Consider the following 14492-nt stretch of genomic DNA (forward strand, 5'->3'; position numbering starts at 1 on the left):
GCAGGGCCGGGTGTGCGGGCAGGAAAAATTGCCGCGTGGCGGCGATGAATCTCGTTCGGTGTAGCGTGCCTATCTCAGCCATAACGCAGAATGGATGGCAGAGGTGCGCCCAGCGCGCGGATGCAGACGTCGATGCGGTCCTCCGGTCCGCTCCGTCGGCAGAGCCGCCGTCAGGCAGCCGCACTCGACGAGACGGCGTAGGAGAGAAGCGATACCTGTGAGCGCAGCGACAACGCGAAGCCGCACCCCCGACCGCCTGTGCGCCGAGGCGGTCGATCTCGCCCGTGCCGCCGCCGAGGAGGCCGCGGCCCCCGGTGTGGTCGGGGAGCACGCCGGCCTCGTCTCCGAGGGCGACCGCGTTGTCACGCACTTCTTCGAGTGCAAGGAACTGGGCTACCGCGGCTGGCGCTGGGCGGTGACCGTGGCCCGCGCCTCCCGCGCCAAGATCGTCACGCTCGACGAGGTGGTCCTCCTCCCCGGCCCCGACGCCCTGCTCGCCCCGGAGTGGGTCCCGTGGAGCGAGCGGCTGCGCCCCGGTGACCTCGGCCCCGGCGACCTGCTCCCCACCGACCAGGACGACCTGCGCCTGGAGCCCGGCTACACGGGCGAGGAGGAGCCGCCGCCGAACTCGGTGGTCTCGCACGAGATGGCGGAACTGGCGGAGGCCGAGGACGCCGACGTCACGCCCGGCGCCCCCGCCACCCAGCCCACGGTCCCCACCCGGGGCACGATCGCCGCGGTCGCGGAGGAACTGGGCATGCGCCGGGCCCGCGTCCTGTCCCGCTACGGCCTGCATGTCGCCGCGGACCGCTGGGAGGAGTCGTACGGCCCGAAGACCGCGATGGCCCAGGCGGCCCCGGCCACCTGTATGACCTGCGGTTTCCTCGCCCCGATCGGCGGCTCCCTCGGCCAGGCCTTCGGCGTGTGCGCCAACGAGTTCTCCCCGGCCGACGGCCGTGTGGTCTCCCTGTCCTACGGCTGCGGCGGCCACTCGGAGGCCGCGGTCATGCCCAAGCCCCCGCAGCCGGCCCCGCCGGTCATCGACGAGACCCGGGTGGACCCCTTCCCCCTGCGCCCCGCCCGCGACTCGGGCTCGGTCCCGGAGGCGGGCGACGAGGAGACGGCGGAACTGGGCCACTCCTGACCGCGGGCGGCCCGGGTACGCCCGCGCGCCGATGTCCGACGTGTCCGACGCGCACCGTTCGTGACCGCCGCGCCGCCCAGGTCCAACGGCATCCCCCGGCAACACACTTGCCCTGAAGGATTTGGCCGGGTTGCGGCTGCCCGCAGCGGGCGGCGGCCGACGCCCGGTGTCGCTGCCACGGGATACGATCCGCAGGCGCGAGGCGCTCCACCCCGGCGCGATGCCAGGGGCTCCTCGCAGGAAGCCGGGAGGATGGGTAAGCGTGAGCAGCAAGTACGTGCGGCCTGCGGCCGAAGGCGCCGATCCCTTCGGGACGGCCCGGCTGCGCCGTGGTGTCCTCGACGCCTGGGCCACCAGCCCCGCCCGGTTCCGTGAGGACGCCAACGCCGAGGAGGACCTGGTCCTCGGCGGCTACCGGGACCGGCTCGTGGTCGAGCTGGCCCAGAACGCCGCCGACGCCGCCGCCCGGGCGCGGGTGCCGGGGCGGCTGCGGCTCACCCTGCGCGACGGGGTCCTCGTCGCCGCCAACACCGGTGCCCCGCTGGACGCGGCCGGAGTCGAGTCGCTGTCCACGCTGCGCGCCTCGGCCAAGCGGGACAGCGATGCCACCCAGGGCGCCGTCGGACGGTTCGGCGTCGGCTTCGCCGCCGTACTCGCGGTGACCGACGAACCCGCGATCGTCGGGCGGCACGGGGGTGTGCGGTGGTCGCTCGGCGAGGCACGGGAGCGGGCCGCCGAGACCGCCCGGCACAGCCCGGGGCTGGGGGACGAGATCCGGCGCCGGGACGGGCATGTGCCGCTGCTCCGGCTGCCGTTCGCCGCCGAGGGCACCGCCCCGGACCCGTACGACACCGCCGTCATCCTGCCCCTGCGGGACGCGGCCGCTGCCGATCTCGCCGAGCGGCTGCTGCACTCCGTCGACGACGCGCTGCTCCTCGCCCTGCCGGGCCTGGAGGAGGTCGTCATCGAGGTCGGGGGCGAGGCGCAGCGGGTGCTGCGGCGCCGTGCCGAGGGCGCCGCCGTCGTCGTGGAGGACTCGCGCGAGGGGGTCACCCGGTGGCGTACCGCGTCCGCCCATGGGGCGCTCACGCCCGATCTGCTCGCCGACCGGCCGGTGGAGGAGCGGCTGCGGCCCCACTGGTCGGTGACCTGGGCCGTGCCCGAGGACGAGGGCGGGCGCCCGGTGCGGCCTCGTACGACGCCCGTGGTGCACGCACCCACGCCCAGTGACGAACCCCTCGGCGTTCCCGCACTGCTCATCGCCTCCTTCCCCCTCGACACCACCCGCCGGCACACGGCTCCCGGTCCGCTCACCGACTTCCTGGTGCAGCGCGCCGCCGACGTCTACACCGAACTGCTCGCCGACTGGCGGCCGGTGACGGACGGGATCATCGACCTCGTGCCGGGACCGCTCGGCAAGGGCGAGCTGGACGGGGCGCTGCGGCAGGCCGTGCTGGAGCGGCTGCCGCGCACGGCCTTCCTGCCCCCGGCGGTGGCGGCGAAGGCGGACGACGACCACGAGCTTCCTCAGGCGCTGCGCCCCAGGGACGCGGAGATCGTGGAGGGCGCCGGGGCCGCCACCGTCCGCGTGCTCGCCGAGGTGCTGCCCACGCTGCTGCCGGCCGGTCTCGAACGGCGCGTGGAGCTGCGCACCCTCGGGGTCGCCCGGCTGCGGCTCGCCGACGCCGTCGACCGGCTCGCCGGCCTGGAGAAGGACCCCGACTGGTGGTGGCGGCTCTACGACAGCCTCGCCGGGGTCGACCCCGACCGGCTGTCCGGGCTGCCGGTGCCGCTGGCGGACGGACGGACCACCATCGGTCCCCGGCAGGTGCTGCTGCCCACCCCGGACGCCGCCCGGATCGACGCGGACGTCCTCGGCCGACTCGGGCTGAAGGTGGCCCACGAGGACGCCGCGCATCCGCTGCTGGAGAAGCTCGGCGCGCTGCCCGCGACCCCGCGCGCGGTGCTCACCACCCCGCAGGTGCGGGCCGCCGTCGCCGCCTCGCTGGACGAGGAGGGCGCGCTCGGGGGCTGGGAGGAGGACGCTCCGGACGCGGAGGAACTGGCCGAGACCGTGCTCGGGCTGGTGCGGGACGCGGACCTGGAGCCCGGGGACGAACCCTGGCTCGGCGCCCTCGCCCTGCCCGACGAGGACGGGGAACTGGCCCCCGCCGGGGAACTCGTCTTCCCCGGCAGTCCGTTCGCCCGGGTGATCCGCGAGGGCGAACTGGCCGCCGTGGACCACGAGCTGGCCGACAAGTGGGGCGAGCAGCCGCTGGCCGCCTGTGGCGTACTCGCGAACTTCGCGCTGGTCCGCGCCACCGACGTGGTCCTCGACCCGGACGAACTGGAGCCCCGGGAGAGCGACTTCGCCGAGCCCGACGACGCCGGGCTGCTGGACGCGGTCGACGTGTGGTGCGAGGACATCCTCGACCGCTTCCCGGACAGCCCGGTGCCTCCGGTCGCCACCGAGCTGGTCGCCGTACGCGATCTGGACCTGGTGGACGACGAGCACTGGCCGCAAGCGCTCGCGCTGCTCGCGCAGCCGCCGCTGCGGGACGCCCTCACCCAGCCGGTGCGCATCCTGCTGCACGACGGCACGCACGACGTCGTGCGGCCGTACACGGCGTGGTGGCTGCGCGGTCATCCCGTGCTCGACGGGCGCCGGCCCGCCGGTCTGCTCGCGGCGGGCGGTGATCCGCTGCTGCGAGGCCTGTACGACGAGGCCGACGCGACCGGGTTCGAGGACGAGCAGGTGCTGCGGGCCCTGGGGGTGCGCACCTCCGTCGCGGCCCTGCTGGACGAGCCCGGCGGTGCCGCGGAGCTGCTGGACCGGCTGGCCGACCCCGACCGGCCGGTCACCCCGAGCCAACTGCACGCACTGTACGGGGCGTTGGCGGAGCTGGACCCGGAGCAGGTGACGCTGCCGGACGAGCTGCGGGCCGTGGTCGACGGCCGGGTGGAGGTCGTGGACGCGGGGGAGGCGGTCGTGGTCGACTCGCCCGATCTGCTGCCGTTCACCGGCGGGGTCGCGCTGCTGCCGGTACGGCCGTCCCGCGCGGCCGAGCTGGCGGAGCTGTTCCAGGTGCGGCGGCTGAGCGAGTCCGTCACCGGCGAGGTGCACTCCGAGGGGACCGAGCACGACGTGCCGGAGTCGGTGCGGGTGCTGCTCGGGCCGGGTACGCCCGGGACCTATGTCGAGCACGAGGAACTGGTCGTGGACGGCGTGGAGATCGACTGGCGGCTCACCGACGACGGTGTGCTGCATGCGGCCACCCTGGAGGGGGTCGCGGCCGGGCTCGCGTGGGCGGCCGGTCAGTGGCCCCGGCGGTTCGAGGTGGCGGCCCTGCTGGAGGACCCCTCGCGGACGGAGGAGCTGGCCAGGGACCGCTGGTTCGACTGACGGCACCCCGGAACGTCCGCTTCCGCCGCGCCTGTGTCGCCGTCGTCGGCGGCGCTCTGGCCCTGTCCGCCCTCGCCGTCCCGGCCGCGCAGGCCGACGGCTACCACCGCTTCTCCTTCGCGGGCAACTCGACCATTTCCGCGGTCAGCGCCGCCGGTGACTTCGTCGACGTGCAGTAGCCGTCCGGTGAATCCGCCGGAAACTCACGGCATCACTCGTACAACCACTTCATTCCTTCACGGGTCTGATCACGCGAGTCGTCTGACTCCTTGATCACTGGACCTCGTGTCCACTTTCTCCACACAGGGGAACGCATGCGCATCCGTGCCACCGTGGCCGCCGTCTCCGGCGCCCTGGCCCTCTCCGCCTTCGTCGTGCCGGCCGCCCAGGCCGCCGGCTCCGCCCCGTCGTACCAGACGGAGGCCGCGAAGGCGCTCCATGCCTCCGGCAAGTCCGCGTTCAGCACCGCCGAGGGCGCGGACCTCGGCGTGACCTTCTCGAACCTCAAGATCGCCTCGGCGGTCAAGGTCGGTACGACCAACCACGTCTCCACCACGGTCACCTACACGCTGACCCACGGAGCCAACTACGACATCGCGTCGGACGACTTCGCCACCGGCCCCTTCATCTACAAGGGTTCCTCGCCGGACACCGCGAGCAACATCCTGCTCGGCGACGCCCCGGCCAGCTGCACCGCCACCTCGTCGACGACCGCCAACTGCAAGGGCCTCATCGACATCTACCCCGCCGACGACGAGCTGCTCAACTCCGACGCGGGCACCTGGAACGCCGGCGCGCTGGCGCTGCAGTACAGCACCGGGGACGGTTCCGTGCAGGGCGGCCTGGGCACCACCAAGGTCCAGCGCTACTCCAAGCTGACGGTCAACGCCGGCCCCGAGCCGATCGCCAAGGGCAAGACGCTCACGATCACCGGCAAGCTCTCCCGGGCCAACTGGGAGGACCACCAGTACCACGGCTACACCAACCAGTCCGTGCAGCTCCAGTTCCGCAAGTACGGCTCCAGCACCTACACCACGCTGAAGACCATCAAGTCGGACTCCACGGGCAACCTGAAGACCACGGCCACCGCGTCGGTCGACGGCTACTGGCGCTTCTCCTTCGCGGGCACCACGACCACCCCGGCGGTCAGCGCCACGGGCGACTTCGTCGACGTGCGGTAACGGATCAGTAAGCGCGGCACAAAATCTGGTCCGCGGGGGCAACCGCCGTACAACCAGCGGCACCCCCCGCGGATCTGATCGCGTGAGTCAACCGATTCCACGATCACTTCTCCCTCCAGGGGAAACGCACATGCGCATCCGTGCCACCGTGGCCGCCGTCTCCGGCGCCCTGGCCCTCTCCGCCCTCGCAGTCCCGGCCGCGCAGGCCGTCACCGACTCGGGCGCGCCGTACACGCTGAACGCAAGCTTCTCCAACGTCTCGATCGCCAAGTCGATCAAGGTGGGCACCACCAGCGAGGTGACCGTCGCGTACTCGTACACGCTGACGCACGGCTCCACCGTCAACATCGCCGCGAAGGACTTCTACACGGACGCCTTCCTCTACCACGGCACCTACAGCGACACCGCCCCCGAGCTGTACGGCGACAACCCGGCGACCTGCACCGCCACCTCGTCGACGACGGCCACATGCAAGGGCTCCATCAACATCCGCCCGGCCGACGGCGACCTGAAGAACGCCTGGGCCGGCAGCTGGAGCGTGGCCGCCGAGGCCGTCGCCTTCAACGGCCAGGACCAGCAGAACCCCGACATGAGCAAGGTCGGCTTCAAGGACCAGAGCGGCCTCGGCACCAGCCTGGTGCAGCGCAACTCCAAGCTGACGACCACCGTGAGCTCGACGTCCGTCTACAAGGGCAAGAGCGTCACGGTGTCGGGCAAGCTGACCCGGGCCGACTGGGAGCACCACACGTACAACAACTTCGGCGGCCAGCCCGTCAAGCTCCAGTTCCGCAAGGCCGGCACGAGCACGTACACCACGATCAAGACGGTGACCACCGACTCGTACGGCAACGTGAAGACCTCGGCCACCGTGAACTCCAGCGGCTACTGGCGTTACTCCTTCGCCGGCGTCTCGACGACCCCGGCGGTCAGCGCCACGGGTGTGCACGTGGGCGCGAAGTAGTCATCCCCTAGTCGGGAAAGCGGCGGTCGACCCACTTCCACAGCCACTCCAGGGCGGCCGCCGCCACCACCGCGATGCCGACGGCGGTCCACGGCATCGTGACCCCCACCAGCTTCAGCGCGAAGAAGCCCTGGAGCGCCGGGACGGCCAGGACCAGCAGGAACGCCACGCCCATCGCCGCCACCAGGGTCACCCGCCACCAGGTGTAGGGGCGGGCGACGATCGCCAGGATCCACATGGAGACCAGGAAGAGCGTGAGGGTGGCCGCGCTGGTCTGCGCGTCCAGCCGGCCGGCTCCCGTGTAGTGGTCACGGGCGACCAGGTACGTCACGAAGGTCGCCACCCCCGCCACCACACCGCCCGGGATCGCGTACCGCATGACCCTGCGCACGAAGTGCGGTTTCGCCCGCTCCTTGTTGGGTGCCAGGGCCAGGAAGAACGCCGGGACGCCGATGGTGAGGGTGGACAGCAGGGTCAGATGCCGGGGCAGGAACGGATACTCCACCTGCCAGCACACCACCAGGACGGCCAGCAGCACCGAATAGACCGTCTTCACCAGGAAGAGCGTCGCCACGCGCGTGATGTTGCCGATCACCCGGCGGCCCTCGCCGACCACCGACGGCAGGCTGGCGAAGCTGTTGTTCAGCAGCACGATCTGTGCCACCGCCCGCGTCGCCTCCGAACCGGAGCCCATGGCGACCCCGATGTCGGCGTCCTTCAGCGCGAGCACGTCGTTCACGCCGTCGCCGGTCATCGCGACCGTGTGCCCGTGCGACTGCAGCGCCCCGACCATGTCCCGCTTCTGCTGCGGGCTGACCCGCCCGAAGATCGTCCCCTGGTCCAGCGCGTCCGCCATGCCCGGCCGGTCGGCGGGCAAGTGCCGCGCGTCCACCGTCCTGCCCTCCAGGCCCAGCTTGGCGGCGACCGCGCCGACCGACACCGCGTTGTCGCCGGAGACGACCTTGGCGCGGACGTCCTGGTCCGCGAAGTAGCGCAGGGTGTCGGCGGCATCCGCCCGCAGCCGCTGTTCCAGGACGACGAGGGCGGTGGGGCGGGCGCCGTGGGCCGGCTCGGGGTCGTCCAGGTCACGGCTCGTCCGGGTCAGCAGCAGCACCCGCAGGCCCTGCTTGTTGAGGCGCTCGGTCTCGGCCAGGGCCGGGTCGCCGTCGGTGAGGAGGACGTCGGGGGCGCCGAGCAGCCATGTGCTGGTCTCGCCGTCGGCCTCGCTGAACGCCGCCCCGCTGTACTTGCGGGCCGAGGAGAAGGGCAGCGACTCCACGCAGCGCCAGTCCTCGCTGTCCGGGTAGGCGTCGATGATGGCCTGGAGGGAGGCGTTGGGGCGCGGATCCGACTCGCCGAGGGCGCCGAGCACCCTGCGGACGTAACCCTCGTCGGCCCCGTCGAGCGCCCGTAGCTCGGTGACGTCCATGCCGCCTTCGGTGAGCGTGCCGGTCTTGTCCAGGCAGACGGTGTCGACGCGGGCCAGCCCCTCGATCGCCGGCAGCTCCTGCACCAGACACTGTTTCCGGCCGAGCCGGATGACTCCGATGGCGAAGGCGACCGAGGTGAGCAGGACGAGCCCCTCCGGGACCATCGGGACGATGCCGCCGACCGTGCGGGCGATGGAGTCCTTGAAGCCGTTGCTCTTGACGACGAGCTGGGTGATGACGAGCCCGACCGCCGCCGGGACCATCATCCAGGTGACGTACTTGAGGATCGTGGAGATGCCGGTGCGCAGCTCGGAGTGGACCAGGGTGAAGCGGGAGGCCTCCTCGGCGAGCTGGGCGGCGTAGGCCTCGCGGCCGACCTTGGTCGCCTGGTAGGCGCCGCCGCCCGCGACGACGAAGCTGCCGGACATGACCGGATCGCCGGGGCGTTTGACGACGGGGTTGGCCTCACCGGTGAGCAGCGACTCGTCGATCTCCAGCCCGTCGGCCTCGACGCAGACCCCGTCCACCACGGCCTTGTCGCCGGGACCGATCTGTATGAGGTCGTCGAGGACGATCTCATGGACGGCGACCTCGATGGCCGTGCCGTCTCTTCGTACCGTGGGCCGGGCCTCGCCGATCACCGCGAGCGAGTCGAGGGTCTGCTTGGCCCGCCACTCCTGGATGATGCCGATGCCGGTGTTGGCGAGGATCACAAAGCCGAAGAGGCTGTCCTGGATCGGCGCGACGCACAGCATGACCAGCCAGAGCACACCGATGATCGCGTTGAACCGGGTGAGGACGTTGGCCCGGACGATCTCGCCCAGTGACCGGCTGCTGCGCACCGGTACGTCGTTGACCTGGCCGCGGGTGACGCGTTCCGCGACCTCGGCGCGGGTCAGCCCTGCCGACCTGGTCATCGGCAGGGCCACCGGATGCACGGGGTCGAGTTCCGCGCCCGCGTCTATGTCGGTCATGCATCCGACGGTACGTGCGGTTTTGCCCCCTCGCCCGCTTTACGGGTTACTCGGCCGACGTCGACCGCAGGGCCACCGCCCGCTTGATCGCCGCGTCCCGCTTCCTGACGTACCAGATGCCGATCAGCCCCAGTCCGCCCCCGGCCAGGCAGGTCCACAGCCACCACAGATGTCCGTGCTCGTGGAACCAGCCGTAGAAGGGGAGCTGGACGAGGAAGAGGACGAACCAGACGATCGTGCCGCCGGTGATGGTGGCGACCACGGGGCCCTCCAGGGGCTCGGGCGCCTCGTGCTTGGGGGTCCACTTGGCCATGTGCACAGCTTAAGCGGATGGTCGTTCTACGCGCGGAGATGGCGATCTCGTACTCATACGTTCATACTGAAACCGTTTGTCTGTGTCCGCTTCTGTTCGTATGAAACTCCAACGAGGCTCGGGGGAACCCCGTTGGTGATGGAGACCCGCATGTCCACCTCGGCACCCGCCAAGGCCCCCACCCCCGAGATTCCGGGCGGTGTGCCCGCTCAGGGCGCCCTTGACCGTTACTTCAGGATCTCCGAGCGCGGCAGCTCCGTCGCTCGCGAGATCCGTGGCGGTTTCGCCACCTTCTTCGCGATGGCCTACATCATCGTGCTGAATCCGATCATTCTCGGCAGCGCGAAGGACATGTACGGGCACCACCTGGACAATGGCCAGCTGGTGACGGCGACCGCGCTGACGGCCGCGTTCACCACCCTCCTCATGGGGGTCATCGGCAACGTCCCGATCGCCCTCGCCGCCGGCCTCGGCGTGAACTCGGTCGTCGCCCTCCAGCTGGCGCCCCGGATGTCCTGGCCGGACGCGATGGGCATGGTCGTCCTCGCGGGCTTCGTGGTCATGCTGCTGGTCGCCACGGGGCTGCGCGAGCGCGTGATGAACGCCGTGCCGTTCGGGCTGCGCAAGGCGATCTCGATCGGTATCGGCCTGTTCATCATGCTGATCGGCCTGGTCGACTCGGGCTTCGTCACCCGGATGCCGGACGCCGCCCAGACCACCGTCCCGGTCCAGCTCGGCACCGGCGGTCATCTGCACGGCTGGCCGGTGCTGGTCTTCATCCTGGGCGCGCTGCTGACCTTCGCGCTGATCGTCCGCAAGGTGCCGGGCGCGATCCTGATCTCGATCGTCGGCATGACCGTCCTCGCCCTCGTCCTCAACGCGGTCACCACGATCCCGTCCTGGGGTCTGACGGTCCCGAAGTGGCCGGGCAACCCGGTCGCCACCCCCGACTTCGGGCTGGTCGGCCACGTCAGCCTGTTCGGCGGCTTCTCCAAGGTCGGCGTGCTGACCGGCGTCCTCTTCGTCTTCACGGTTCTGCTGTCGTGCTTCTTCGACGCGATGGGCACGATCATGGGCGTCAGCGACGAGGCCAAGCTGACCGACGCCGAGGGCTACATGCCCGGCATCAACAAGGTCCTGTTCATCGACGGCCTCGCGGTCGCGGCGGGCGGCGCCAGTTCCTCCTCGGCCACCACGGCGTTCGTGGAGTCCACGGCCGGCGTCGGCGAGGGCGCCCGCACGGGCCTCGCGAACGTCGTCACGGGCGGCCTCTTCGCCGCCGCGCTGTTCCTCACCCCGGTCGCCACGATGGTCCCGTCCCAGGCGGCGACCCCGGCGCTGGTCGCGGTCGGCTTCCTGATCCTGTCGAACTCGATCAAGGAGATCGACTGGGCCGACTACACCATCGCGATCCCGGCGTTCGTGACGATGCTGATGATGCCGTTCACCTACTCGATCACCAACGGCATCGGCATGGGCTTCATCACCTTCACGGTGCTGCGCCTGGCCGCCGGCCGGTTCCGGGAGATCCCGGCCGCCATGTACGTCGTCTCGGCGGTCTTCGCCTTCTACTACCTGATGCCGGCCCTGGGCCTGACCTGAGCCCGCTGCGGTTCTACGGCGTCACGGTTCCACGGCATCACGTGACGTCGTAGAACCGCTCCGTCTCCTCGACGGCGGCCTGGAACCGCTCGTCGAAGTCGTCCCGGATGAGCGTGCGGACCACATAGTCCTGCACGCTCATTCCTCTTTTCGCCGCGTGCTGCCGGATTCTTTCGAGCAGCTCTCCGTCTATGCGCAGGCTGAGCACACTGGTCGCCATGCGTACGAGGGTCGCCACATAGGGCCGTCCCATGCGTCACTTTCGGGAACCGACTCACTCGTTTGGGTGATCGATTGGTTCAGTGGCGGGTATCACGGGCCTTCGGGCGTGTCGCAGTGTTCTTTAGAGAGGGTAATGAGTTACTCTAAAGAACATGCCGGACCTCACCCATGGCGACGACGCTGCCGCCGTGAACGCCCTCCGCTCCGCCGTGATGCGACTGTCCCGTCGGCTCAAGCACCAGCGGGTCGACGAGTCGCTGAGCCCCACCGAGATGTCGGTGCTCGGCACCCTGGCCCGCTGTGGCTCGGCCACCCCGGGCGAGCTCGCACGCAAGGAGCACGTCCAGCCGCCGTCGATGACCCGCATCGTCGCGCTGCTGGAGGCCAAGGGGCTGGTCCGGCTGGAGCCGCACCCCGAGGACCGGCGCCAGAAGGTCGTCACCCAGACCGAGCGGGCCGAGGCGATGCTCGAGGAGAGCCGCCGCAAGCGCAACGCGTTCCTGGCCGGCCTGGTCGAGGGCCTCGACGAGGACGAGTGGGCCAAACTGCGCGCCGCCGCCCCCGTGCTGGAGAAGCTCGCACACCTATAACCGCTGTCGAGGAGGCGAATCCTTTTGAGTACGGGATCCGGAACACCTTCCGCCCCCGCACCGACCGTCACTACTACCCCCGCCGCCCGCAAGGGCTCGATGTTCAGCTCGCTGAGGATCAGGAACTACCGCCTCTTCTTCATCGGCCAGGTCGTCTCCAACACCGGCACCTGGATGCAGCGCATCGCCCAGGACTGGCTGGTCCTCAGCCTCACCGGCTCCTCCGCCGCCGTGGGCATCACAACGGCCCTGCAGTTCCTGCCGATGCTCCTCTTCGGCCTCTACGGCGGAGTCCTGGTCGACCGCCTCCCCAAGCGCCCCACGCTGTTGGTCACGCAGGCCGCCATGGCCGTGACGGGCCTGGCGCTCGCCTTCCTCACGCTCAGCGGCCATGTCCAGGTCTGGCACGTCTACGTCGCCGCCTTCACCGTCGGCCTCGCCACGGTGCTCGACAACCCGGCCCGCCAGTCCTTCGTCTCCGAGATGGTCGGCCCCGAGCAGCTGCAGAACGCGGTCAGCCTGAACTCGGCGAACTTCCAGTCCGCCCGCCTGGTCGGCCCCGCGGTCGCCGGTGTGATGATCACCGGCGTGGGCACCGGCTGGGCGTTCCTCGCCAACGGACTGTCCTTCGTCGCGCCCATCACCGGTCTGCTGCTGATGCGCGCCCGTGAACTGCACGCGGTCCGGCGCGCGCCCCGCGGCAAGGGCCAGCTGCGCGAGGGCCTGCGGTACGTGGCGGGGCGCCCCGAGCTGATCTGGCCGATCGTCCTCGTCGGCTTCATCGGCACCTTCGGCTTCAACTTCCCGGTGTGGCTGTCGGCGTACGCGAACGGCGTCTTCCACTCCGGCGCCGGCTCCTACAGCCTCTTCAACACCCTGATGGCCGTCGGCTCACTGGGCGGCGCCCTGCTGGCCGCCCGGCGCGGCACGGCCCGGCTGCGCATCCTGATCGCCGCCGCGCTCGCCTTCGGCACACTTGAGGTGGTGGCCGCACTGGCCCCGTCGTACTGGCTGTTCGCGCTGCTCATGGTCCCGATCGGGGTCTTCGGCCTGACGGTCAACGTCACCGCGAACACCGCCGTGCAGATGGCCACCGACCCGGCCATGCGCGGCCGGGTGATGTCCCTGTTCATGATGGTGTTCATGGGCGGTACGCCGCTGGGCGCGCCGGTCGTCGGCTGGATCACCGACACCTACGGCGCCCGGGTCGGCTTCGCCCTCGGCGGCCTGATCTCGGCCGCGGCCGCCGCCGGTATCGGCCTGGTCCTGGCCCGTATCGGCGGTCTGCGGCTGGCGGTCGGCTGGCACCACGGCCATCCGCGGGTCCGCTTCGTCCCGCGCGAGCGGGAGCGGCTGGCGACGGCGGCGGCGTAGGAACCGCCACCGCCAGTGCTCGTACGGATGTGCGTCTGCGTGTCGATCGCGGGCGCGATTGCCCCTATATGAGATTACTTCTGCCGGTAAGTCCTATCTGGCACCCGTAGGGGAACAGGAGCACCCGCATGGCATCACCGGCATCGACCCCGAGATCCCGCTCCCGCGTGCGGCGGCTGGCGGCGGTCGCGCTGACCCTCGGCACGGTCGGCGCGCTCGCCGCCGCCGTGCCGTCCGGGGCGGTGGACGCGCCGCGCCGCGCCGACCACGGCTTCCGCGAGCGCGATCTCGTCTCCGACCAGGCGAACAGGGCGGAGCTGCAGGACCCCAACCTGGTCAACCCCTGGGGCCTCGTCCGCACACCGAGCGGTGCGATCAGGGTTTCCAACAACGGAACCAACACCTCCACGGTGTACACGGGCGCCCGGGACAACCGGCCGGTCATCGCCCTGTCTCCCGTCATCCAGCTCCCCCAGGACGCCGACCCGACCGGAATCGTGCGCAACGACACCGGCGACTTCCGCTTCACCGTCTCCCAGAGGTCGGCTCCCGCGCGGTACATCTTCGCGGGGGAGGGCGGCGGCCTCTTCGCCTTCAACGCGAACGTGGATCCGACGCACGCGGTCAAGGTCGTCCAGGAGGACGACGCCGTCTTCAAGGGCCTGACCCTCGTGGACTGCGAGAGGAAGCACGAGAAGAGCGCGGGGTACGGCCAGAGCGGCTCATGCGAGGAGCCGCGCCTTCTCGTCGCGAACTTCCGTGACGCACGCATCGACGTCTTCAACTCCCGCTTCGTCCGGCTGAACCGGCCCGGCGCGTTCCGGGACCCGAACATCCCCGACGGGTTCGCGCCCTTCGACGTCAAGGACATCGGCGGCAGGATCTTCGTCACCTACGCCAAGCAGGACGCGGACAAGCACGACGACGTCCCCGGTCCGGGCAACGGCTTCATCGACGTGTTCACCACCAAGGGCAAGCTGATCAAGCGCTTCGCGAGCGACTGGAAGCTCAACTCGCCCTGGGGCCTGGAGGTCGCGCCCAGGGGGTTCGGGAAGTTCGCCGGTGACCTGCTCGTCGGCAACTTCGGGGACGGGCGCATCCACGCCTTCGACCTGAACAGCGGCCGGTTCGAGGGGACCCTGAGGGACCGCAACGGCCGGGCGATCGTGATCGACGGCCTGTGGGGCCTGCAGCAGGGCACCGACCGGTCCGGCGGCAGGGACAGCGTCTGGTTCGCCGCGGGCATCAACGGCGAGAAGGACGGGCTCCTCGGCACCCTGCGTGCCGAGCGCTGATCC

The 14492-nt window shown here is 70.9% G+C and carries 11 protein-coding genes; 8 read left to right on the top strand and 3 right to left on the bottom strand.

From position 1 onward, the window contains the following. The first annotated feature begins 217 nt into the window (after window positions 1-217). The 4 genes from ACZ5NH_RS27365 to ACZ5NH_RS27380 all read left to right on the top strand — a co-directional run bounded on the left by ACZ5NH_RS27365 (window position 218) and on the right by ACZ5NH_RS27380 (window position 6689). Window positions 218-1144 (top strand): DUF3027 domain-containing protein, encoded by a 927-nt coding sequence (locus ACZ5NH_RS27365; protein ID WP_388630592.1) that lies wholly within the window; start codon window positions 218-220, stop codon window positions 1142-1144. Window positions 1145-1364: 220 nt separating this feature from the next. Further along, window positions 1365-4547, top strand: a complete 3183-nt coding sequence (locus ACZ5NH_RS27370; protein WP_468778853.1) for a sacsin N-terminal ATP-binding-like domain-containing protein — start codon at window positions 1365-1367, stop codon at window positions 4545-4547. 314 nt (window positions 4548-4861) lie between these two features. Further along, on the top strand, window positions 4862-5728 hold the full coding sequence (locus ACZ5NH_RS27375; protein ID WP_388630587.1) for a hypothetical protein: 867 nt from the start codon (window positions 4862-4864) through the stop codon (window positions 5726-5728). Window positions 5729-5858: 130 nt separating this feature from the next. Continuing rightward, a complete protein-coding gene (locus ACZ5NH_RS27380) occupies window positions 5859-6689 on the top strand; it encodes a hypothetical protein (RefSeq protein WP_468778855.1) in 831 nt (276 codons plus the stop codon). A gap of 7 nt (window positions 6690-6696) precedes the next feature. Here the strand turns inward: ACZ5NH_RS27380 and ACZ5NH_RS27385 are convergent, their stop codons facing one another. Together ACZ5NH_RS27385 and ACZ5NH_RS27390 are read right to left on the bottom strand one after the other, a co-directional pair. Beyond that, complete coding sequence (locus ACZ5NH_RS27385) at window positions 6697-9093, bottom strand: HAD-IC family P-type ATPase (protein ID WP_468778857.1); 2397 nt, start codon at window positions 9091-9093, stop codon at window positions 6697-6699. A 46-nt stretch (window positions 9094-9139) separates the two neighbouring features. Then, a complete protein-coding gene (locus ACZ5NH_RS27390) occupies window positions 9140-9406 on the bottom strand; it encodes a DUF2530 domain-containing protein (RefSeq protein ID WP_388630578.1) in 267 nt (88 codons plus the stop codon). 150 nt (window positions 9407-9556) lie between these two features. On the opposite strand from ACZ5NH_RS27390, the gene ACZ5NH_RS27395 reads away from it, so the two are divergent. Continuing rightward, on the top strand, window positions 9557-11008 hold the full coding sequence (locus ACZ5NH_RS27395) for an NCS2 family permease (protein ID WP_468778859.1): 1452 nt from the start codon (window positions 9557-9559) through the stop codon (window positions 11006-11008). Between the two features lie 37 nt (window positions 11009-11045). On the opposite strand, the gene ACZ5NH_RS27400 is transcribed toward ACZ5NH_RS27395, so the two are convergent. Next, complete coding sequence (locus ACZ5NH_RS27400; RefSeq protein WP_468778861.1) at window positions 11046-11261, bottom strand: ribbon-helix-helix protein, CopG family; 216 nt, start codon at window positions 11259-11261, stop codon at window positions 11046-11048. A 121-nt stretch (window positions 11262-11382) separates the two neighbouring features. Between ACZ5NH_RS27400 and ACZ5NH_RS27405 the strand changes: the two genes are divergently transcribed. The 3 genes from ACZ5NH_RS27405 to ACZ5NH_RS27415 all read left to right on the top strand — a co-directional run bounded on the left by ACZ5NH_RS27405 (window position 11383) and on the right by ACZ5NH_RS27415 (window position 14489). Then, window positions 11383-11820, top strand: a complete 438-nt coding sequence (locus ACZ5NH_RS27405; protein WP_388630570.1) for a MarR family winged helix-turn-helix transcriptional regulator — start codon at window positions 11383-11385, stop codon at window positions 11818-11820. Between the two features lie 24 nt (window positions 11821-11844). Then, complete coding sequence (locus ACZ5NH_RS27410; RefSeq protein ID WP_468778863.1) at window positions 11845-13194, top strand: MFS transporter; 1350 nt, start codon at window positions 11845-11847, stop codon at window positions 13192-13194. A gap of 128 nt (window positions 13195-13322) precedes the next feature. Next, entirely contained in the window at window positions 13323-14489 is a 1167-nt protein-coding gene (locus tag ACZ5NH_RS27415) for a TIGR03118 family protein (protein ID WP_468778865.1), read from the top strand. Window positions 14490-14492 lie beyond the last annotated feature (3 nt).

This window comes from Streptomyces sp. NPDC031426 (assembly GCF_055581585.1).

Excerpts from the sequence above, each read along its gene's own strand:
- ACZ5NH_RS27370 (WP_468778853.1), top strand. The coding sequence starts at position 1,365 with ATGCCAGGGGCTCCTCGCAGGAAGCCGGGAGGATGGGTAAGCGTGAGC.
- ACZ5NH_RS27375 (WP_388630587.1), top strand. The coding sequence starts at position 4,862 with ATGCGCATCCGTGCCACCGTGGCCGCCGTCTCCGGCGCCCTGGCCCTC.
- ACZ5NH_RS27380 (WP_468778855.1), top strand. The coding sequence starts at position 5,859 with ATGCGCATCCGTGCCACCGTGGCCGCCGTCTCCGGCGCCCTGGCCCTC.
- ACZ5NH_RS27385 (WP_468778857.1), bottom strand. The coding sequence starts at position 9,093 with ATGACCGACATAGACGCGGGCGCGGAACTCGACCCCGTGCATCCGGTG.
- ACZ5NH_RS27390 (WP_388630578.1), bottom strand. The coding sequence starts at position 9,406 with ATGGCCAAGTGGACCCCCAAGCACGAGGCGCCCGAGCCCCTGGAGGGC.
- ACZ5NH_RS27395 (WP_468778859.1), top strand. The coding sequence starts at position 9,557 with ATGTCCACCTCGGCACCCGCCAAGGCCCCCACCCCCGAGATTCCGGGC.
- ACZ5NH_RS27400 (WP_468778861.1), bottom strand. The coding sequence starts at position 11,261 with ATGGGACGGCCCTATGTGGCGACCCTCGTACGCATGGCGACCAGTGTG.
- ACZ5NH_RS27405 (WP_388630570.1), top strand. The coding sequence starts at position 11,383 with ATGCCGGACCTCACCCATGGCGACGACGCTGCCGCCGTGAACGCCCTC.
- ACZ5NH_RS27415 (WP_468778865.1), top strand. The coding sequence starts at position 13,323 with ATGGCATCACCGGCATCGACCCCGAGATCCCGCTCCCGCGTGCGGCGG.